Raw genomic sequence first — 21,421 nt, 5'->3', positions numbered from 1 at the left:
ATCCCCCCTGGGTCAGGCCTAGATTGAGGTGCCGGGTTCCGACGCAAGATAAGATACCGGGTAACCGGTCCTTTTCAAGGTAGTTCAGAACACGAGTACGAGGGGTGGGTGGCTGTGGCGCAGCAGGAACGTGCGATCCGTACCCGGAGGGTCATCCTGGAGACCGCCGCTGTGATCTTCGACGAGCGAGGCTACGAGTCGACGACCATCGCCGAGGTCCTGGAGCGGGCCGAAGTGACCAAGGGAGCCCTGTACTTCCACTTCCCCTCCAAGGGGGATCTCGCGCGCGGCGTCCTCGACGCCGCCGTGACCACCGACGGCGTACGCCCGCAGGCCCTCAAGCTGCAGGAGATGATCGACACCCTGCTGCTGCTCGCCTACCGGCTGCCCCGCGAACCCATGCTGAGCGCGGCCCTGCGGCTGGCGGTCGACCTCCAGTCCCGCCGCCAGTTCGGCACCGCCTGGCCCGACTGGATCGAGCTGCTCACCGGAATCCTGAGGGACGCCAAGGGGCGGGGTGAGGTCCTCCCGCACGTCGACGAGGCCGAGATCGCCCGCATGCTCGTGTGCACCTGGACCGGTGTCCGCGTGGTGAGCGAAGGGCTCGCCGGCGGCCGTGACCTGCCCGGTGAGGTCGCCGTGCTCCTCCAGCTCCTCCTGCCCGCCGTCGCGACCCCCACCGTCCTGCCACGCTTGGAGGTGTCGTCCGCCAGGGCCGCCCACCTCTACGACGACATGCCCGCCTGGCGGGCGGAGACGGCCGAGTCCACCGTCGGCCTGACCCGCTGAGGGCCCCCGGCCACCCCACCGGGCCTGACCCGCTGAGGGCCCCCGGCCACCCCACCCCTCACCCCGTACGGGCCGACTCCCACAGCGGCACCACCACCGCGCCGCCCCCGCGCTGCGCGGGCGGTGTCACCGGGACCCGTGACGGGCTCAGCACCCGCTGGTGCAGCCACTGGATGTCGGGCGACGGTTCGAGCCCCAGCTCCTCGCGGAGGATCCGCCGGACCGTCCGGTAGGCGTCGAGCGCCTCGGCGCGCCGCCCCGCCTGGTGCAGGGCGGCGATCAGCTGGCCGTGGAACCACTCGTTGAGCGGGTAGTCGTGGACCAGCGTGCGCAGTTCGGGGACGAGTTCGCGCAGCCGCCCGAGCCGCCGCATCGCCTCGATCCGCAGCTCAAGGGCCCTGATCCGCAGCTCCTCCAGGTGGACCACCCGGCCGGCGAGCACGTCGCCCGTCGGTACGTTGGAGAGGACCGGGCCGCGCCACAGGCCGAGCGCCAGGGCGACGGCGTCGGCCGCCGCCTCGTACCGGCCCGCCCCGAGGTCGTCCCTGCCCCGTGCGACGAGCCGTTCGAAGACTTTGATGTCGATGGCCGAGTCGTCGACGTGCATGGTGTAGCCGCCGAACCGCGTGGTCAGCAGCGAGTGTTCGGAGTCCGGGCGGGCGTCCCCCGTCAGCAGCCGGCGCGCGTGGTGGACGTAGGTCTGCACGGTGTTGAGCGCGGAGCGGGGCGGGCTGTGCTGCCACAGCTCCTGGATGAACGTGTCCGGCGTGACGAGGTCGTTGGCGTGGGTGAGGAGCAGGGCCAGGATCTGGGAGACCTTGGGCGTCGCCGCCGGAAGGACCTCACCGTCGTCGGCGATGATCTGGAACGGTCCCATGAGGGTGAACCGCATGACGCACTCTCCTTCAAGGTGACGTCGCAGGCGTGCCGGCCACGGGCGCGGGGCTTTCCGGCGCCCGGTACGAGTGAATACGAAGTAAAAACGGGGTACACGGTCTGTTTTGAGGTCATGAAAAAACGCTCGGCACGTCAGCCGGCCCTGAGCAACAGCGGCCGTCCGGCGGCGCCCACGCGGGCCCTGGCCATGCCCCGGTGGGCGGCGGCCCCCACCGTCCCCGCCGCCGCGCCGCCCGCCCGTACGCAGGCGAGATGGGCGACCGAGGCGAGCGTGATGTGCCGGTGCCAGCCCTGGAAGGACCGGCCGGCGAAGTCCCGCAGCCCGACCCGCGCACTGGCCAGGGCGTCGTCGCGGTCCACCACCTCGGCGAGCGCGGCGAACCGCAGCGCGTCGCCGGGACGCATCCCGGGGTCCGCCAGCCACAGCCGGACGGCGGACGGGTCGGCCTCGGGCCACTGGGCCACCAGGAGCCGCGCCCCTCCCGCCTCCCGGCCGCCGCCGCCGTCCCGCGCCTCGTGCAGGGTGACCGGCACGGTCATCGTCAGGCTCCGGCCGCCCCCCGTGAGCGGGGCGTACGGCCGCCAGAGTCGGCGCAGCGAGGCGACGAGCCGGCCCGGCGTGTGCGGGAGGACGCCGTGGCCCGGGAGGGCCAGCGGGTCCACCCGGAGCCGTATCCGGTCGTCGACGCGCTGCAGCAGCGGGATGCCGGCTGCCTCGAAGTGCCGGCCCATCCGCAGCGGATCGAGGCCGGGGGCGTCGAGCACCACCGGGTGGGGTGTCCCGGGCAGGGAGCGGGCGGCGCGCAGGGCGACGTCGCCCGCGTTCTCCTCCGGGCTCAGGGCCCGGCTGGTCTCGGGGATGTGGGCCCGCCGCCGCCGGGAGTCGTCCTCGACCCAGTCGGCCGGCAGGACGAGCTGCCAGTTCACCGGCACGCCCGCGGCGGGCGAGGCCAGCCACGCGCCGTAGGACTGCTGCCCGGTGACGGTCCGTCCGAGCGCCGGCACGAAGTACTCCGCCACGCCGACCGAGTGGCCGCCCGCCTTGGGCACGACGGTGGGCCGCACCACCCAGGCCTGCGGGTCGAGCAGCTCGTCGGCGTGCCGGGCGAGACCGCGGCGGACGGGCTCCCACTCCCAGGAGGACTCGCTGATGAAGTGGTGCACGCTCTGCTTGCGGGCCGCCTCGCCGCCGAACTGGTCCGCCACGTTGCGCAGGGTCTTGCGCCCGTGCGCGGCGAGCAGCCCGGCGACGTACTCCTCGGCCTTCAGCCGCTGGTCGCTGCGAGGCAGCGAGGCGAACAGGTCGAGGGGCACCCCGGTGAGCGTCTCGGGGAACGTCGGGCTGTCCGAGGTCGCGTGCATCTCCATCAACTCCCTGCGAAACCGTGGCGTCCGTCTCCGGTCATGGCACGCCGAGGGAAGCCATGCCGTGCGAGGAGCCGCGCGGCGAGCCATACAGCAAATGAAACCACACACCCGGTTTGTTATGGCCATCTTCGACGCCCGGAACTCCTCGAACACGGCAGTCAGGAGAGGGAAAGCACCGGAAGATCACCTACCGCGACCGTGCAGACACACCGTGGTCATGTGTCGGCCATCCGGCCCTCCGCGGACCTCGTACGGACGGGCGCGCCGCTCCGCTACCACGCGAGAAGCCCGCGACACGCCAACCACCGCCCTGCCGAACCCAATTGACACTCTCTCGGCCCAGGGCCGTGGGCCGCCCGACGAACGTGGCTACCGTGTGCAGTCGACGCCGAGGCACATGCGAAGCGGACGCCGACGACCCGAACAGGAGCGTGTGCAGTGCAGTTCAATCTCATCGGTCCGTTCGAGATCACCACGGACGACGGCCGAGAGCTCGCCCCCGGCGCACCGAGGATCCGCCAGATGCTGGCGCTCCTGGCGGTCCAGCCCCGCGAGACCGTGTCCATCGACGCCCTCGTCCAGGAACTGTGGGGCGACGACGCGCCCCCGAGCGCCCTCAAGATCGTCCACACCCATGTCTCGCAGGCCCGCCGCCTCTTCGCCGACGAGGCCGTCACCTCGCCCGACCGGGAGCTGCTCGTCACCCGGGCCCCCGGCTACCTCCTGCAGGTGAACGACGACGAGGTCGACGTCAAGGGCTTCGAGGGCTTCGTCAGACGGGCCCAGTGGGAGTTCGCCGAAGGCACCCCCGACCGCGCCGCCGACTTCCTCACCCGCGCCCTCAGCCTGTGGCGCGGACCCGTCCTCAGCGACATCTCCGTCGGCTCCGCCCTCGCCGGCTGGAGCGCCCGCGTGGAGGAGCTGCGCATACGGGCCCTGGAACTGCACATCGAGGTCGAGAACCACTTCGGGCGCCACCGTGAACTCCTGCCCGAACTGCGCACCCTGGTCAGCGCCTACCCGCTCCACGAGTGGTTCCACGGCCAGCTCATCTCCGCGCTGCACCGCTCCGGCCGCCGGGGCGAGGCCCTGGAGGCGTACGGAGACCTCTACCGCCTCCTCATGAGCGAACTCGGCCTCACCCCCTCACCGGACGTGCGCCGGCTCCAGGCCGAGATCCTCAACGCGACCGGCAACGAACTGACCCTGGCACCGCGCCCCCGGCCCGTCAGAACCGGCCTCCCGGCGTCCCAGGCCGCCGTCGCCATCGCAGGCTGAACCGTCCCACCCGAACAGGAAAGAACCTCATGCCCTCCCTTCCCACCCAGCCCCCTCACCAGGACATGCCCGCCCTGCTGCGCCCCCTCCACGCGGAGGTGCTGCGGCGCAACCCGGGCGAACCCGAGTTCCACCAGGCGCTCGGCGAGGTCCTGGAGTCCCTGGAGCCGGTGCTCACCGCACGCCCGGAGCTCCTGGAGGCGGGGCTCCTGGAGCGGATCGTGGAGCCCGAGCGCCAGATCATGTTCCGGGTGCCGTGGCAGGACGACGCCGGCCGCGTCCACGTCAACCGCGGCTTCCGGGTGGAGTTCAACAGCGCGCTCGGCCCGTACAAGGGCGGCCTGCGGTTCCACCCCACCGTCGGGCTCGGCACCGTGAAGTTCCTGGGCTTCGAGCAGATCTTCAAGAACGCGCTCACCGGCCTGAACATCGGCGGCGGCAAGGGCGGCAGCGACTTCGACCCGCGCGGCCGCTCCGCCGCGGAGGTGATGCGCTTCTGCCAGTCGTTCATGACGGAGCTGCACCGGCACCTCGGCGAGCACACCGACGTCCCGGCGGGCGACATCGGCGTCGGCGGTCGCGAGATCGGCTACCTCTTCGGCCAGTACCGGCGCATCACCAACCGCTGGGAGCCGGGCGTCCTGACCGGCAAGGGCATCGGCTGGGGCGGCTCCCTGGTCCGCGCCGAGGCGACCGGATACGGCAACGTCCTCTTCGCCCTGGAGATGCTGCGGACCCGCGGCGAGGACCTGGAGGGCCGTCAGGTCACCGTCTCCGGTTCGGGCAACGTCGCCCTCTACTCGATCCAGAAGGCCCAGCAGCTCGGCGCGCACGTCGTCACCGCCTCCGACTCCGGGGGTTACGTCGTCGACGAGAAGGGCATCGACCTCGCCCTCCTCAAGGAGATCAAGGAGAACGAGCGCGGCCGCGTCGGCGACTACGCCGAGCGGCGCGGCGCCTCGGCCCGGTACGTGCCGGGCGGCCGGGTCTGGGACGTCCCCGCCGACGTGGCCCTGCCCTCGGCGACCCAGAACGAACTGGACGCCGACGCCGCGCTCACCCTCGTACGCAACGGGGTGAAGGCGGTCTCCGAGGGCGCCAACATGCCGACCACCCCCGAGGCGGTCCGCGTCCTGCGCGAGGCCGGAGTCCTCTTCGGCCCGGGCAAGGCCGCCAACGCGGGCGGCGTGGCGACCAGCGCCCTGGAGATGCAGCAGAACGCGGGCAGGGAGACCTGGACCTTCGAGCAGGTGGAGACGCGGCTGGCGGGCATCATGCGCGATATCCACGAGACCGCCCGCGCGACAGCGGACCGCTACGGGGCCCCCGGAGACTACGTCGTCGGCGCCAATATCGCCGGGTTCGAACGGGTCGCCGACGCGATGCTCGCCCAGGGCCTCGTCTGACGGGTACGGCCACGGGGGCGGGGACGACGTCCGCGGCCGACGGCGCGGCGGCGTCACCGGCGGCGGCCTCCGCCCCCACCCCCGCCTCCGGCCCGGGCCCGGGGTCACGGGCCCGGCGGCGGGCGGCCGACAGGGCGATCACCGCTATCGCGAGCGCGGCGACGGCGAGGAGCACCGTCGCCGTACGGAAGGCGGGCAGCCAGTCCGCCGCGCCCGTCCCCGGGGTCGCGCCGCCGCCGGGCACGAGCCGGTGGAAGAAGACGAGACCCGTCACGGCGATGCCGAGGACGCCCGCCGTCTCCTGCGCCGTCCCGAGCACCCCCGCGGCCATCCCGGTGAGCCGCGCCCGCACCCCGGACAGCGCCGCGGCCGTCAGCGGGGCCATGAGCAGACCCATGCCGGCGCCGGTCACCGAGAGACCCGCGACCAGTCCCCACGGCAGCCCGCCGGACCCGACCGAGGAGGCCGACCAGCCGATCAGCAGGAGCCCCGCCGCGAGGACCGTTCCGCCCAGGACTGCGAGCCGGCCGCCGAGCCGGCCCGTCAGCCGGCCCGTCTGCATCGAGGCCGCGAAGAAGGAGGCGTTGAGCGCGACACCCACCAGGCCCGCCGTCACCGGCGACATCCCCCGGCCCTCCTGGAGATAGAGGGACAGCACGAACGTCAGCCCCGCCGAACCGCCGAACAACAGCGCGACGGAGACCACGCCCCGGGTGAAACCGTGGTCCCGGAAGACCGCCGGATCGAGCAGCGGGCTGCGCCCCGCGGCGATCCGCCGGCGCTGGTGCGCGGCGAACCCGGCGAGCAGCGGCACGGACAGCGCGAGGCTGAGCCACGTCCACGTCGGCCACCCCGTCTCGCGGCCCACCACCAGCGGCAGCACGAGCGCCACGAGACCGGCCGCGGAGAGCAGCGTTCCCACCGGATCGAGGCGCCGGCCGCCGCGCCGCCCGGGGCCGTCGGCCGGCAGCAGCCGGAGGAGGGCGAGCGCGAGCACGCCGAGCGGGATGTTGATGAGGAAGGAGGCGCGCCAGCCGAGCCCGCCCGGGTCGACCGCGAGCAGCAGCCCGCCGACGGCCTGCCCGCCCGTGCCGGCGACCCCCACGGTCGCCCCGTACCAGGCGAAGGCACGGGCCCGGTCCGCGCCCTCGAACAACCGGCCCATCAGGGCCAGGACCTGCGGGGCCATCAGGGCGGCGGCGACGCCCTGCGCGATCCGCGCCGCCACCAGCATCTCCACCCCGGCCGCCAGACCGCAGGCCGTGGACGCGGCGGTGAACAGCGCGAGCCCCACCGTGAACACCCGCCGGGGCCCGTACAGATCGCCCAGTCTCCCCGCGGTGATCAGCCCGATGGCGTACGCCAGGCCGTACCCGATCAGGACGGACTGCATGGCCGCCTGCCCGGCGCCCAGGTCCCGCCGGGTCGCCGGGGCCACGGCGTTGACGATGAAGAAGTCGAGCGTCGTCATGAACACCGCGGCGAGCAGCACGAGCAGCGCCCACCGGCGGCTCCGGCCGGCGGCTCTGGCCGCGGTCGGCGTACGAAGGGCGGGGAGGCGTGCGACCGACGACATGGGGTCCTCCTGACGGGCCGGGGAACGGGCCAGGGAAGGGGGCCGGGGAACAGGGCCGGGAGAAAGGGCCGGGGAACGGCGCAGGGGCAGCCCGGATGGAACTCGGGCTACCCCTGCGCGGTGGTACGGGACGTGCGGGCCGGTCAGTGCCCGACGGGCACGTGCGCCTTCGGCGCCTCGGCCGGCTCGGTGTCACCGGCGACGGCCTGCGGCTGAGCCGACTTGCGGCTCAGCAGGAGGAGCAGCGCGGTGACGAGACCGACCAGGGCGAAGACCGCCGTGGCCAGGAACCCGGCCTGGAAGCCGTCGTTCAGACCCTTGGCGTCCGTACCGGTGGTGTAGGCGAAGGCCACCGAGGAGGCGATCGCGATACCGAGGGCGGCGCCGATCTGGAAGACGGCGTTGTTGATGCCCGACACCAGACCGGACTCCTCCGGCTTGGCACCCGTGAGGGAGGCGACCGCGGCGGCCACGTTCGTGGAACCGATACCGGCGCCGAAGATGACCAGACCGAAGAACAGGTCGCTCCAGTAGCCGCCGTTCGGGTCGATCTGCGTCAGCATGAGCAGACCCACGGAGAGCAGGGTCATACCGACGATGGCGATCGGCTTGTAGCCGACCTTGGCGACCAGCCGGGCGCTGACGTTGGCGCCGATGATCGACATCACCGCGTACACGGCGGTCGACAGACCGAACTTGACGGCGCTGTAGCCGAGGACCTGCTGGGCGTAGAGCGAGGTGATGAGCGCACCGCCGTACACCGCCATGGCGACGATGATCATCAGGATGTTGCCGCCGACCACGGTGGGGGAGCGGAAGATCCGCAGCGGGATCAGCGGAGCCTGCGACTTGGCCTCGATGACGGTGAAGATGACGAGCAGCACGGCGGCGGCGATCAGCATGCCGATCGTCTGACCGCTGCCCCAGCCGATGAGCGGGGCTTCGGAGACCGCGTACACCAGGAGAGCGATCGCGGCCGTGATGGTCACGGCGCCGGCCGGGTCGAACTGACGGCGTCCCTGACGGACCGGGGTCTCCTTCAGCAGACGCGGGCCGAAGATCAGCACCGCGGCGACCACAGGGACGTTGATGTAGAAGATCCACTCCCAGCCCAGACCATCGGTGATCGGACCACCGATGAGCAGCGCCGCGGTGGCACCGAACGCGCCGACACCGGTCCAGATGCCCAGCGCCTTGTTGCGCTCGGGACCCTCGGCGAAGGTGTGCATCAGCACGGCCATGGCGGTCGGCGTCATGACGGCGGCGGCCACACCCTGGACGACACGGGCCGTGATCAGCACCTCGTCGGTCCAGGCGAGACCGCAGAGGACCGAGGCGACACCGAACAGCGCGGTGCCGAGCAGGAACATCTTGCGCCCGCCGAGCAGGTCGGCGGTACGACCGCCGAACATCAGCAGACCGCCGAAGCTCAGCAGGTAGGCGCTCATCACCCACTGGACGCCGCCGGCCGCGAAGCCCAGCTCCGTCTCGATGGCGGGCAGCGCGAGCATGACGATCTGCGAGTCGACGATCACCATGAAGAACGCGGCGACCAGCAGGGTGAGCGCCAGCCATCGACGCGAGTCAGGGGCGTTCCCGGCGCGGTCCGCGCCCTCCGCCAGGTCGCGCGACCCGGGGCTACTGGGACGAGTGTTACGGGATTCGCGAGACATGGGGTCCTCGATTCCTCGATTCCTGGATCTGCGGATCTCCCGACGTTCCGGAACCCCCTCCGGGGTACCGAACGTTGTGGAGTCACTGCGTGCCGGCCGCCGTTCCACTTCCCCTTACGACGGCTTTATGAGAACCACCCTGACCCCTGCTTCTCTCGGCATCCTCACGGCGCACTCCCGAATGTCACTTCGCCCGCTCACGGGCGCTCACGGCCGCTCACGGCGCCTCACGGACCCGCCCCGACCACCGCACCCCCGCCCCACGACGGCTGGGCTACTGTGCGGCCATGCGCTTTCGGGTACTCGGTCTCCTTGAGGTGTGGACCACGGACGGCAGACCGGTCGCCGTGGGGGAACCCAAGGTCCGCGCCCTCCTCGCCGACCTCCTCATACACGCCGGCCGTCCCGTCTCCACGGACCGGCTCCTCGACGACATGTGGGGCGAGGACCTCCCCGGCAAACCCGCCGCGGCCCTCCAGACCAAGGTGTGGCAGCTCCGCCGCACCCTGGAGGAGGCCGAACCCGGCGGACGCGCCCTCGTCGTCTCCCGCGCTCCCGGCTACCTCCTCGACGCCACCCCCGACATGATCGACGCCGGCCGCTTCGAGGACCTGACGGCCCAGGCGCGCGCCACCACCGACCCCCGCCGCAAGGTCGACCTCCTCACCGACGCGCTCGCCCTGTGGCGCGGGCCCGCCTACACCGAGTTCGAGGACGAGCCCTTCGCCCGCAGGGCCGCCCAGCACCTCGGCGAACACCGCGTGTCCGCCCTGGAGGAACAGGCCGCCGCCCGCCTCGAACTCGGCGAACACCACCTGCTCGCCGACGAGCTCGCCGGCCTCGCCGCCGCCCACCCGCTGCGCGAACGCCTCCACGCCATCCACCTGCGCGCCCTCTACCGCTCCGGCCGCCAGAAGGACGCCCTCGACGGCTACGCGCGGCTCCGCACCCGGCTCCGCGACGAACTCGGCATCGACCCCGGCGCCGAACTCATCGCCCTGCAGCGGTCGATCCTCCAGCAGGACCCCGCCCTCGCCGCTCCCGCCCTCGCCGGTCCCACCCTCGCCGGTCCCACCCTCGCCGGTCCCGGCCCCGCCGGTCCCACCCTCGCCCCTCACGGCCCCGCCGCGCCCGCCACCCCCGCCGGTCCTGCCACCGCCACCCCGTCCCGGCCCCGCGGCAACCTGCCCGCCCCCCTCACGGACCTCGTCGGCCGCGCCGACGACCTCGCCGCACTCCACACCCTGCTCGGCACCCGGCGCCTGGTCACCCTCACCGGACCCGGCGGCGTCGGCAAGACCCGCCTCGCCCTCGAAGCGGCCGCCCAGACCGCCGACGCCCACCCCGACGGCGTCTGGCTCGTCGAACTCAGCGGCCCCGCCGCCAAGACCGAGACCTCCGGCGGCGTCTCCGGCACGGCCCACCTCATCGCCGCCGCCCTCGGCATGCGCGACGACACCGCCCCCGACCCCACCGCCGACACCGCGGGCCGCCCCGACACCCCGGCCGAACGCCTCGCCACCGCCCTGCGCGCCAAACGCGCCCTGCTCCTCCTCGACAACTGCGAACACATCGTCGACGCCGTCGCCGAACTCACCGGCACCCTCCTCGCCCGCGCCCCCCACCTGCGCATCCTCGCCACCAGCCAGGAACCCCTCGGCATCGCGGGCGAACACCTGCGCCCCGTCGGACCGCTCGGCCTCCCCGACGCCACCGCCACCGGACCCGAGACCCTCCGCCGGGCCGGGGCCGTCCAGCTCTTCGTCTCCCGCGCCCAGGCCGCCGACCCCGGCTTCGCCCTCACCGCCGACAACGCCCCCGCCGTCGCCGCCATCTGCCGCCGCCTCGACGGCATCCCGCTCGCCCTCGAACTCGCCGCCACCCGCGTCCGCTCCCTCGGCGCGCACGCGCTCGCGGCCCGCCTCGACGACCGGTTCCGCCTCCTCGCCGGCGCCCGCCGCGACGCCCCCGCCCGCCAGCGCACCCTGCGCGCCGTCATCGACTGGAGCTGGGAACTCCTCACCGACGCCGAGCAGACCGTGCTGCGCCGCCTCAGCGTCCACGCCGACGGCTGCACCCTCGACGCGGCCGAGGCCGTCTGCGCCGGCGACGGCGTCATGGAGGAGGACGTCCTCGACCTCCTCGCCCGCCTCGTCGACCGCTCCCTCGTCGTCGCCGCCGACACCCCCGGCGGCGTCCGCTACCGGCTCCTCGAATCCGTCGCCGCGTACGGCCTCGAACGCCTCGACGACGCCGGCGAGACCACCGCCGTACGCCGCCGCCACGCCCGCCACTACCTGGCGCTCGCCGAGACCGCCGCCCCCCTCCTGCGCGGCCGTGAGCAGCGCACCTGGCTCGAGCGCCTCGACGCCGAGGCCGGCAACCTCCGCGCCGTCCTGGAGACCTGCCTGCGCACCGGCGCCGCCGACGACGCCCTGCGCCTCGTCATCGCCCAGTCCTGGCACTGGTTCCTGCGCGGCCGCCTCGGCGAGGCCCTCCGCTCCTTCGACACCGCCCTCGCCGTCCCGGCCGAGGAGACCGACGTCTGCCGCGCGCACCGCGCCGACGCCACCGTCCGCCGCGCCGCCCTCGCCCTCCACTCGGGCGACGCCGAAGGCCCCGCGGCCGCCGCCCGCGCCTTCCCCCTCGTCGAGCACATCACCGACCCCTGCGACCGGGCCCACGCCCTCTGGCTGCTCTCCTTCACCCTCTACGGCTCCGGCGACCTCGCCTCCAACCAGGACAGGGTCACCGCCGCCCTCGCCGCCTTCGAGGAACTCGGCGACCCCTGGGGCAGAGCCGCGACCCTCGCCGTCACCGCCGGCCACGCCCTCATCCGCGGCGACTTCCCCGCCGCCGCCGACGACGCGGGCGTCAGCCTCGCCCTCTTCCGCGAACTCGGCGACCGCTGGGGGCAGTTGAGAGCCGGAGACACCCTCGCCTCACTCGCCGAGATCCACGAGGACTACGCCGAGGCCACCCGCATGCACCGCGAAGGCCTCCGCATGGCCGAAGAGCTGGGCCTCTGGACGGACGCCTCCTACAAGTGGTCGGGACTCGGCCGCATCGCCCTGCTCACCGGCGACCACGCCGACGCCCGCACCTTCCACGAGCGAGGGCTGCGCCTCGCCGCCGACCAGGCCCACAAACGCGGCGAACAGTTCGCCGAGACCGGCCTCGCCCTCGTCGCCCGCCGCGAAGGCCGGCTCGATGACGCCGAGGCCCACCTCACCAAGTGGCTCGACTGGCTGCGCGCCGTCTACGGCGACCTCGGCACCGCCCTCGTCATGGCCGAGCTCGGCTTCATCGCCGAACAGCGCGGCGACGCCGCCACCGCCCGCGAACGCCACCTGGCCGGCTACGCCGCCGCCCGCGAGACCGGCGACCCCCGCGCCCTCGCCCTCGCCCTCGAAGGCCTGGCGGGCACCAGCGCCCTGACGGGCCGCCACGCCCACGCCGCCCGGCTCCTGGGCGCCGCCACCGCCGCCCGCGCCTCCGTCGGCCGCCCCCTGCCCCGTACCGAGAGCGGGGACGTCGACCGCATCACCACGACCGTCCGCACGGCCCTCGGCGACGCCCGCTACGCCGCCGAGTTCGCCACGGGCCGCGACATGGACGCCCGGGACCCGGCCCTCCTTGAGGAGCCGGCAGGAGCCTGACGCTTCCCGTCAGTCCTGAGCGGCGGGTCCTGTCGGGTAGGAGTCCACCAGGCGGGCGAGGTGACGGCCCGTGGTGTGCAGGGGGTCCTCGCTGCGGCGGACCTGGGAGGCCACCTCGGCGCCTTCGAGGGCGCTGATGACCGTCGTGGCCAGGTCGCGGGCGTCCGCGGCGGAGAAGCCGGAACGGATCAGGCGTTCCGCGACCAGGTGTTCCCAGTTACGCAGGGCGGCCGCGCACGCCTGCTGGATGTCGGAGTCGGTGCCCAGGGTCTCCAGGGCCGCCGCGGTGACGGGGCAGCCGTCGGTCCACCCCGACTTCCGTAGATTTTCGGCCAGTTCGCGGGCGCAGGCGTCGACGGCCGCGCCGGGCTCCTCCCGGCTGTCCAGCGCGGTGCGCAGGACGCTCGCGAACTCCCCCTCGCCGTGCCTGATCGCGGCGACCGCGACGGCCTCCTTGCCGCCTGGGAAGAAGTGGTAGACGGAGCCGAGCGTGGCGTTCGCCTCCTTGGCGATCTGCTTGATCGCCGTGCCCACGTAGCCCTGGCGCTGCAGAAGGCTTGCCGCCGCGATGACGATGCGGTCCCGGGTGCCTGGCTGATTCTCCATGGCGCCAGAGTACTAGATAGAGCGCTCGCTCTAGAGCTGTGTTACGTTTACACCAAGCCGCTGGATAGAGCGTTCGTTTTATTCCCGTGGGGTGAGTAGTCGAAACGCCGTCCGGAGCAATGCCGTCCTTACCCGAAAGCAAAGGATTTCCCAGTGAGCACCAAGCAGGCTGTGACCGTCGTCGGACTCGGCCCCATGGGGCAGGCAATGGCCCGGGCCTTCCTCGACGCAGGGCATGCCGTCACCGTCTGGAACCGCACCGCCTCCCGCGCCGACGACCTCGTCGCCGGGGGAGCGGTGCTGGCGCCCAGCATCGAGGCCGCCGTCAAGGCCAACGACCTGGTGATCCTGAGCCTCACCGACTACGAGGCGATGTACAAGGTCCTGGAGCCCGCGACCGGCGCGCTGGCCGGCCGGGTGATCGTCAACCTCAGCTCGGACACGCCCGAGAAGACCCGCGCGGGTGCGAGCTGGATCGCCGGACACGGCGGCATCCACATCACGGGCGGGGTCACCGTACCGCCGTCGGGCATCGGCAGCAGCGAGTCGTACACCTTCTACAGCGGGCCGCGCGAGGCCTTCGACCGGCACCGCGCCACCCTCGAGACCCTGACCAGCACGGACTACCGGGGCGAGGAGCCCGGCCTCGCCGCGCTGATGTACCAGATCGGCATGGTGATGTTCTGGACGTCCATGCTCAGCTACTGGCAGGCGGTCGCCCTCGCCGACGCCAACGGCATCAAGGCGGAGGACATCCTCCCGCACGCCAACGCGACGATGGCCGCGATGCCGAACTTCATCGAGTTCTACACCAAGCGCATCGACGCGGGTGACCACAGCGGCGACGTGGACCGCCTGGCGATGGGCATGGCCAGCGTCGAGCACGTCCTGCACACCAACGCCGACGCGGGCGTCGACACCGCCCTGCCGGCCATGGTGGTCGAGCTCTTCCGCCGCGGGATGAACGCCGGGCACGAGGCCGACAGCTTCTCCAGCCTGGTGGAACTCCTCAAGAAGAAGTAGGTCCGCAAGGAAGTAGGTCCGCCTCCGGGGTGGCCGTCCCCCCACCCCTTCCCCCATCCCCTATGCGCATCGCCCTGGCCGTTGATCCCCCGTCGGGCCAGGGCGATGCCCCCGGTGCACGTGGCACGCGGCAGGGCCCGGACCACCTCCTCGGAGGTGGTCCGGGCCCTGGGCCTGTCGTCCGGATCAGGCCGGGCACGTGAGGCGCGCGCACTCCGCCGGTCCAGGGCGGCGGGGTGGGGGAGCCCCCGGCCGGGGGCTCCCCGTCGTCCGTCCGTCAGCCGGCGATGACCGCGGCCTGCTGCGCGGCCCTGAGGCCGGACTCGATGGCGCCTTCCACGAACGCCCCGTACCAGCCGCTGGCGATGTCCGCGCCCGCGAACACCATGCTCCCGTGCGGCTGCTGGATGGACGGCAGCTGACGCAGCAGCTGCCCCGGCTTGCGCAGGCCCCAGCCACCGCGCGTGTACGTGTCCTTGCCCCACTGCATGGCCCGGTAGCTGGCCACGGTGGCTTCCGGTACCAGGTTCCGCACGGCCGTCTGGACCGCCGCGGCGTCTGAGACGTTGAGCCCGGCCCCGGCGAAGGCCACGTAGAGCCGGCTGCCGTCGGCGAGCTGCTTCTGCGGCAGCATCATCAGGATCGGGGAGCCCTCGGGCGCCTGGGCGTAGACGGCGTCGGAGACGCCCCGCACCTGCAGCCAGATCTTGGTGGCGGTCGGCACCCCGACGCCTTCGAGGGCCGCGTCGGCGTGCACCTTGGGCAGGCCCGGGTTGAAGGTGATGGTCCGCCAGACGTTCACCGGCACGGCGACGACGACCACGGGAGCCCGGAAGGACACGCCGGCGGCGGTCTTGACCGTGGTGAGGCCGGTGCTGCCCTGAGTGATCGCCGTGACCGGCGAGTTGTACCGGACCTTGGCGGTGGACCCCGCGAGCATCGCCTGGAGCAGGGAGATCATGCCGCCCGCGGGCTTGAGGCTCATGGTCGACAGGAAGCCGTCGTACGTACCGCCGGCGAGCTGGTACCACTGAGCCATGCCCGACAGGCCGCCGGTGGAGCTGGGGCCGCCGGCGAAGACCGAGGTGGAACCGTTGATCCACTTCTGGTCGGTGGCCGAGAGGCCCAGCTGGCCCAGCCGGGCGGCCAGCGAGGTGGCGTCCACGCTCGCCAGCAGGTCCTGGCGGTACAGCGGCTCCAGGGGACGCTCGAAGTACGTCTCGGAGCCGGCGTAGAACTGGCCGAAGAGCGTGCCGAGATGGCCGAAGGCGTCCGCCGGGGCCTGGCTCGTGAAGCCGGTGCCGCTCGGCATGACCGCACGGGTGGCCGCCACGTCGTGGCTGGTGGTGATGTTGTAGCGCAGGAGCTCGCGCTCCACGTTGGTCTGGCCGGGGCCGAACCAGCCGCCACCGATCTCGACCTGCTCGCCGGCGAAGGAGCCGGTCCATATACGGCCGCCGATACGGTCCCGGGCCTCGAGCACGAGGGTCCTCATGCCCTTGGCCGCCAGCTCGCGGGCGGCCGTGCCACCCGCGTAGCCGGCGCCGATGACGATCGCGTCCCAGGCCAGCTCCTCCGTGGCCGAGGCCTGCCCGACCGTGGTGGCGGCGAGCGTGGAAGCGAGGGCCGTGGCACCTGCCGCCTTCAGCAGCGACCGGCGGCCAATGGTCCGGTCCGAGGAGAGGGCGTCATTTCCGCCATGACGATTCACATGGATTCCTTCGTGGTGGGTGCTTTCTGGACACCGCAGTGCGATTCGACAGCCGTGTTTGTCTGACTACGGTCCGTCACTCCGCGCCTTCCGCGTGTGCCGGGGCGGCGTGAACATGCCTGCTTGCCCGGCGTGTTGACCGAAAACATATCCACTGGAAACGACGTCGCCCTCTACGGAGAGTCATCCTCCGGTATGCGGCGGATCATCGTCGGAGGCCCACCAGGAATGCCGGATTCCGGCCACCGTCGAGGGCGGGGGCGCGACCCCGGTACGGAACGAGCCAATACCTCGCTGACCTGCGAGGCTACGGAAAACCGAGACCGCCGTACGACAGACGGGGGCGGCGCCTGTAGGCGCCGCCCCCGCTCGTTCTCGTGCTCGTTGCTCGTTGCTGTTACGCGTCTCCCGCCAGGGTCAGCAGGATCGCCTCGGTCGGGCAGACGTCCAGGACGTTGCTCGCGTCCGTGACGTCCGCCGGGTCGTCGAGCTCGGTCTTGAGCGCGACCGCGTACCCCTCGGGGACCACCCGGAACAGCTTCGGGTGCATCGCCTCACAGGTGCCCGCCCCGGTGCAGACGGTCTTGTCGACGGAGAGCTTGTGTGTCATCGGTCCCTCACTTGGCGGCGGGGCGAGGCCCGTCGCCGTACAGGTCCACGGGAAGGTTCGGGAGGCTGCGCAGCAGCCAGTTCTCCTCGAACAGGACCTCCGAACGCGGAATCGAGAGCCGCATCTGCGGGAAGCGGCGCAGCAGCGCCGGGACCGCGATGCCGGTCTCCAGGCGGGCCAGGGCCGCACCCATGCAGTTGTGCAGCCCATGGCCGAGGGCCAGGTGCCGCGGGCCCTCGCGGGTGATGTCCAGGCGGTTGGGCTCGGAGTACTTCTCCGGGTCGTGGTTGGCGGCCTGGAGGCCGGCGACCACGGGGGTGCCGGCGGGCACCGGAACGCCCTTGAGGACCAGGTCCTCCTTGGCGATGCGGAACAGGCCGACGCAGAAGGCCCCGTCGTAGCGCAGGAACTCCTCGACCGCGGGACCCGCCAGCGCCTCGTTGTCGACCAGCAGCTTCCGCTGCTCCGGGTGGTCGAGCAGCCCGAGGACGGCGGAGCCGATCAGGTTCCGGGTGGTGTCGATCCCCGCCATGATCATCACGGCGACCATGGAGACCAGCTCGTCCTCGGTCAGACGGTCCTCGCCGTCCCGCGCCTGGATGAACACGGACGTCAGGTCGTCGCCGGGGTTGCGGCGCTTCTCGACGATCAGCTCACGGCCGTAGGTGACGATCTCCTCGAACGCCGCCGAGACCTCGGCCTCGTTGTTCGGGTTGTCCGGCTCGGCACGGAAGGCGCGCTCGATGGCGTGGAGCATGTCGGCGAACCGGTCCAGCGGGAAGCCGAGGATCTCACCGGTCACGACCGCCGGGATCTTGCTCGCGAAGTCCATGACGTCGGGGCGGTCCGACTTCGCCAGGTCGTCCAGCGCCTCCTGCACGATGCGCTCGACCGGCTCCGTCCACGTGGCCGCGCGACGAGGCGTGAACGCCCCCATCGCCAGCTTGCGGACACGGGTGTGGTCCGGCGGGTCGAGCACCGTGAGAATGCGGCCGATCAGCGTGTCGGCCCCGAATATCATTCCGGACTGCTTGAACTGCTCACTGCCATAGGCGGCGCCGTCATTGCTGAACCGCTGATCGGTCAGCAGCTCCTTGACATCGTCGTACCGGGAGAGGAAGACCATCGGTACGTCACCGACGGGGAAACGGAACGAATGGACCGGAGAATTCACCCGGAGCCAGTCGTACACCGAATAGGGATCCTGGTAGTACGCGGAATCGAAGAGCGTCGGAGCCTCTTGCGTTCTGGTCATGTGGTGCCTCCTGAATCCGACCGGTCAGATGTAATCGGTACGGGGCTCGAGCCCCAGCAGGACGCGGCCGTGCGCCTCCAGGGAGGGCACCGGAGTGAGCAGGCCGTGGAGCGACAGCGCGGTGATGTCGCGGAAGACCCGCTGGAAGGGGTTGCTCCGCAGGATCGTCGACGCCGAGCTGATGGCGTAGAGCGTCTCGACCGCTTCCTTCGTCGTCTGCACCACGTAGCCGACCTGGCCGCGGATCTCGGCCTTCTCCTCGACGCTGAGCTTCTGGCCCGCGTCCTCGCGGCTCTGCATGACCGACAGCCACTTCCCGGCGAGCGCCTCGCACGCGGCGACCTTGTTGGCGGCGACAGCCAGCTGGATGTGCGTGTGCGGGTGCTGGGCCTGGTCCGTCCACTCGGTGTAGGCGACGGCCTTGCCGGGCGTCCGCTCCGTGAAGATCTCCACGGCGGCCTTGGCGAGACCGATGTACACCGGCGCGCAGGTCGCCAGGACGTAGCTGGTCAGGCCGTAGTTGCGGCCGTTCACGTCGGCGTTCCACCGGTCACGCGTCGAGGCGTCGAACACGGCGGCGTCCACCACGCGGTGGGCCGGCACGAACAGGTCCTTCACGGTGGAGGTCGCACTGCCCGTGCCGGACGCGCCGAAGACGTCCCAGTCGTCGGCGACGTCGACGTCCGCGCGCGGCACGATCGCGAAGAGCTCCTCGTGCTGCCCGTCCGCACGCTCGACCAGCGCCGCGTGGACGTTCCAGTCCGCGCCGCCGACACCGGTGTTGAAGCGCCAGGTCCCGTTGAGCAGGTACCCGCCGTCGACCTCCTTGAGCGTGCCCGACGGGGTGAACCCGCCGGAGATCCGGACGGATCCGCCCGCGAAGATCTCCTCCTGGGCCTTGTCCGGGTACAGCGTGGCGATCCAGGCGGTGGACACCCACACCATCGCCACCCAGCCCGACGAACCGTCACCGCGTGCGATCTCCGACAGGATCTCGGACTGGTCGGCCACCGGCAGGTCCAGGCCGCCGAAACGCTCGGGAACGGCGATCCTGAAGACGCCGGCCTTTTCGAGAAGGGCGATGTTCTCGTCAGGGAGCCTCCGCTGCTTTTCGGTCTCAAGACCGTTGCTGCGCAGGGTGGGGATGATTTCCTTGACTGCATCGAGGACGCCAGTTGCGGCAGTGTCGAATGTTGTCATTCTTCCTTCCTCCGGGAATATCGGATCGGTGCGCCGAATAGGCGTGAACGATCCAGTGCTGGCGCCTTGCGACGGGCCAACTCTAGCTATTTGGCCGAAGTCCCCACACATTCCGCAGTCATCCCCCGATCACTGCACGGGACCGTGGCGGAGGCCGCGCGGAAGGGCGCTCACGCCCCCGCGCCCGGCCGTCGGCGGTGCACACGTCCGTACTCCCCCGGGAGTAGTCACCGCCCCGCACCACCGCGCGAAGTACCTCTCACCTCGGCCTTCAGCCCGAGGAATCGCCCCCCGAACAGCGGGAATCTGGGAGCGACCCGAAGAGGACCGATGAAGGGAGGCCCCGATGGAGGGCCGCAAGAGGACCATCGGCTGGGGGGTGCTGACCCTGTGGGTGATCGTCATGGCCCTCGCCGCACCCCTGGCCGGAAAGCTCGCCGACGTACAGCGCGACCGCGCCGTCGACTACCTGCCCGCGAGCGCCGACTCGACCCAGGTCGCGAACATCATGGAGCGGATGCCCGGCGGCGACTCCACCGACCTCGTCCTCGTCTACCACCGCGACGGCGGACTGACCTCCGCCGACAAGGCCACCGCCGCCCGCGAAGTACGACAGGTCGCGGCCGAACACCCGCTCACCGCGCCGCCGCAGGCCGTCCCCTCCGAGGACGGCACCACCCTCCTGTACGCCGTCTCCAGCACCGAACCGGGCACGGACGAGACCGCCAGGGACGCCTTCGTCCACGACGTCCGCGCGACGGTGAGCGGCGAGGTCGGCGGCCCCGGCGCCCTCGCCACCGACGCCGCCGAGGTCTACGACTCCCTCGACGGCCCGCTCCTCTACACCATGGTCGCCATCGTCGCGATCCTCCTGATCGTCATCTACCGCAGCCCCTTCCTCTGGCTCGTCCCCCTGGTCGTCGACGGCGTCGCCGACTTCCTCTCCAAGGCCGTCACCTACGCCCTCCACCAGGGCTTCGACACCACGTACGACACCGACGAACACGTCATGCGGGCCCTGCGGGCGGGCGCGTCGGGCTTCGTCGTCAAGTACATCCACCCGGCGGAGCTCCTCGCCGCGATCCGCACGGTCGCGGCGGGCGAGGCCCTGCCGTCACCGGGCCCGACGTCCCGGCTGATAGCCCGGGCGCTCGCCCTGCCGGACACCCTGAAGACGGGCGGCCCGGAGGGCCTCACGGACCGCGAACGCCAGGTCCTGGCACTGGCGGCGAGGGGCCTGAACAACACGGAGATCGCGGAATCCCTGAGTCTCTCCCCCCTCACGGCGAAGACCCACGTCAGCCGCATCATGGGAAAGCTGTCCGCGAGGGACCGGGCCCAACTGGTCATCATCGCGTACGAATCAGGCCTGGTGACCCGCCGGAACTACCGCAGGGTGACCCTCCCGACGACCGGCAGGTGGTCGCTGCCGGTGGCGGGCAGGGTCCGAAGGCGGCCGACGGTGGCCGAGCGGGCCATGACCTGGTCGATCCGGGCCACGGGGAAGGCGGCGGGGAAGCTGAAGGCGAGGCCCCGCTCCGCCACGTTCATCCGTGAGGTCAGCGGGGCGAGCCCGCGGTCGTCGACCGTGCCGTTGAGATCGCCGAGCAGGATCACCCTCTCCACCTTCTCGGCCGCGACGGCCGCGCCGAGGAGACCGGCGCTCTCGTCGCGCCAGGAGGACGCGAGGCCACTGGCCCGGACGCGTACGGAGGGCAGATGCGCGACGTACACGGCGATGTCACCACCCGGCGTGCGGACCACGGCCCGCAGCCCCCGGCTCCAGGGCCCGGCGATCCCCCGCGGCCTGACGTCCAGCGGCCGGTCACCGGTCAGCGGATGCTTCGACCAGAGCCCGACGGTGCCGTGGACGGCGTGGTACGGGTAGGCGGGGGCGAGCGTCTTCTCGTAGACGGCGAGCGCAGGATGCACCAGCTCCTGCAGCGCGATGAGATCGGGCCGGCCGCCGGCCAGCGCGAGCGCGGTACCGGCGGGATCGGGATTCACGTCACTGACGTTGTGCTGCACCACGACCAGGTCGTGGCCGGACTCTTCGCCGGGCAGGAGCAGCCCCCCGAAGAGATACGTCCAGACGGCGACCGGCAGGAGCAGGGCCACCAGCGCGGTGACGGAGCGGCGCGACAGCGCGAGCCCGAACAGGGCCACGACGACGAGCCAGAGCCACGGCAGAAAGGTCTCCAGCAGACTGCCGACCCGTCCCACCGAGTTGGGCACCACCCGGTGGAACGCCAGAAGGCCGGCGAGCAACACGGCGGACGCGGCGCACACCCGCCCCCGAGCCCAGGCCGATCGCTCCCACCAGGGCACCGTCGCCTCCACCCGCCATGTCCTCCGCTCGTCCATTCGGTA

The 21,421-nt window shown here is 72.1% G+C and carries 14 protein-coding genes and 3 pseudogenes; 7 read left to right on the top strand and 10 right to left on the bottom strand.

What is annotated here, in order from left to right; genetic code table 11:
* Positions 1-108: 108 nt before the first annotated feature.
* Complete coding sequence (locus ACIA8N_RS35725) at positions 109-789, top strand: ScbR family autoregulator-binding transcription factor (RefSeq protein WP_245685118.1); 681 nt, start codon at positions 109-111, stop codon at positions 787-789.
* Between the two features lie 58 nt (positions 790-847).
* Here ACIA8N_RS35725 and ACIA8N_RS35720 read toward each other — a convergent pair whose 3' ends face one another.
* Both ACIA8N_RS35720 and ACIA8N_RS35715 read right to left on the bottom strand, forming a co-directional pair.
* Positions 848-1,681: an AfsR/SARP family transcriptional regulator gene (locus ACIA8N_RS35720; protein ID WP_365783016.1), complete on the bottom strand. Its 834-nt coding sequence runs from the start codon at positions 1,679-1,681 to the stop codon at positions 848-850.
* Between the two features lie 137 nt (positions 1,682-1,818).
* Positions 1,819-3,054 (bottom strand): transposase, encoded by a 1,236-nt coding sequence (locus tag ACIA8N_RS35715; protein ID WP_365783014.1) that lies wholly within the window; start codon positions 3,052-3,054, stop codon positions 1,819-1,821.
* A 438-nt stretch (positions 3,055-3,492) separates the two neighbouring features.
* Between ACIA8N_RS35715 and ACIA8N_RS35710 the strand changes: the two genes are divergently transcribed.
* Both ACIA8N_RS35710 and gdhA read left to right on the top strand, forming a co-directional pair.
* Positions 3,493-4,332 carry an AfsR/SARP family transcriptional regulator gene (locus ACIA8N_RS35710; RefSeq protein WP_365783012.1) on the top strand — a complete coding sequence of 280 codons (840 nt, stop codon included), beginning with the start codon at positions 3,493-3,495 and terminating at the stop codon, positions 4,330-4,332.
* Between the two features lie 65 nt (positions 4,333-4,397).
* Positions 4,398-5,738: an NADP-specific glutamate dehydrogenase gene (gene gdhA / locus ACIA8N_RS35705; RefSeq protein ID WP_365783028.1), complete on the top strand. Its 1,341-nt coding sequence runs from the start codon at positions 4,398-4,400 to the stop codon at positions 5,736-5,738.
* Between the two features lie 292 nt (positions 5,739-6,030).
* On the opposite strand, the pseudogene ACIA8N_RS35700 reads toward gdhA, so the two are convergent.
* Positions 6,031-7,314 (bottom strand): annotated as a pseudogene (locus tag ACIA8N_RS35700) (MFS transporter); the annotation flags it as partial.
* A 143-nt stretch (positions 7,315-7,457) separates the two neighbouring features.
* On the bottom strand, positions 7,458-8,987 hold the full coding sequence (locus tag ACIA8N_RS35695; protein WP_365783010.1) for an MFS transporter: 1,530 nt from the start codon (positions 8,985-8,987) through the stop codon (positions 7,458-7,460).
* 287 nt (positions 8,988-9,274) lie between these two features.
* Here ACIA8N_RS35695 and ACIA8N_RS35690 point away from each other — a divergent pair, with 287 nt between their 5' ends.
* Entirely contained in the window at positions 9,275-12,646 is a 3,372-nt protein-coding gene (locus tag ACIA8N_RS35690; protein ID WP_365783008.1) for a BTAD domain-containing putative transcriptional regulator, read from the top strand.
* A 9-nt stretch (positions 12,647-12,655) separates the two neighbouring features.
* On the opposite strand, the gene ACIA8N_RS35685 is transcribed toward ACIA8N_RS35690, so the two are convergent.
* Complete coding sequence (locus ACIA8N_RS35685; protein WP_365783006.1) at positions 12,656-13,252, bottom strand: TetR/AcrR family transcriptional regulator; 597 nt, start codon at positions 13,250-13,252, stop codon at positions 12,656-12,658.
* Between the two features lie 153 nt (positions 13,253-13,405).
* On the opposite strand from ACIA8N_RS35685, the gene ACIA8N_RS35680 reads away from it, so the two are divergent.
* Positions 13,406-14,275, top strand: a complete 870-nt coding sequence (locus ACIA8N_RS35680; protein WP_030223323.1) for an NAD(P)-binding domain-containing protein — start codon at positions 13,406-13,408, stop codon at positions 14,273-14,275.
* A 277-nt stretch (positions 14,276-14,552) separates the two neighbouring features.
* Here ACIA8N_RS35680 and ACIA8N_RS35675 read toward each other — a convergent pair whose 3' ends face one another.
* From ACIA8N_RS35675 to ACIA8N_RS35660, 4 genes are all read right to left on the bottom strand, one after another.
* On the bottom strand, positions 14,553-15,986 hold the full coding sequence (locus ACIA8N_RS35675) for an NAD(P)/FAD-dependent oxidoreductase (protein ID WP_365783004.1): 1,434 nt from the start codon (positions 15,984-15,986) through the stop codon (positions 14,553-14,555).
* A 397-nt stretch (positions 15,987-16,383) separates the two neighbouring features.
* Positions 16,384-16,596 (bottom strand): ferredoxin, encoded by a 213-nt coding sequence (locus ACIA8N_RS35670; RefSeq protein ID WP_030223317.1) that lies wholly within the window; start codon positions 16,594-16,596, stop codon positions 16,384-16,386.
* A 7-nt stretch (positions 16,597-16,603) separates the two neighbouring features.
* The gene (locus tag ACIA8N_RS35665; RefSeq protein ID WP_365783002.1) at positions 16,604-17,851 is read right to left on the bottom strand and encodes a cytochrome P450; all 1,248 of its coding nucleotides are present in this window, start codon (positions 17,849-17,851) and stop codon (positions 16,604-16,606) included.
* A 24-nt stretch (positions 17,852-17,875) separates the two neighbouring features.
* On the bottom strand, positions 17,876-19,051 hold the full coding sequence (locus ACIA8N_RS35660; RefSeq protein WP_365783000.1) for an acyl-CoA dehydrogenase family protein: 1,176 nt from the start codon (positions 19,049-19,051) through the stop codon (positions 17,876-17,878).
* Between the two features lie 346 nt (positions 19,052-19,397).
* Between ACIA8N_RS35660 and ACIA8N_RS35655 the strand changes: the two are divergent.
* Positions 19,398-20,039, top strand: a pseudogene (locus ACIA8N_RS35655) (MMPL family transporter); the annotation flags it as partial.
* Positions 20,034-20,429 (top strand): annotated as a pseudogene (locus ACIA8N_RS35650) (DNA-binding response regulator); the annotation flags it as partial. The pseudogenes ACIA8N_RS35655 and ACIA8N_RS35650, both read left to right, overlap by 6 nt.
* Before the next feature lie 8 nt (positions 20,430-20,437).
* Here ACIA8N_RS35650 and ACIA8N_RS35645 read toward each other — a convergent pair.
* Positions 20,438-21,415, bottom strand: coding sequence for an endonuclease/exonuclease/phosphatase family protein (locus tag ACIA8N_RS35645; protein ID WP_365782998.1), 978 nt, complete (start codon positions 21,413-21,415; stop codon positions 20,438-20,440).
* Positions 21,416-21,421: the final 6 nt, after the last annotated feature.

The sequence above is a fragment of the Streptomyces sp. NPDC051822 genome, assembly GCF_044452745.1.
Taxonomy (GTDB): Bacteria; Actinomycetota; Actinomycetes; order Streptomycetales; family Streptomycetaceae; genus Streptomyces.
This window is presented reverse-complemented; position numbering and strand designations above follow the sequence as displayed.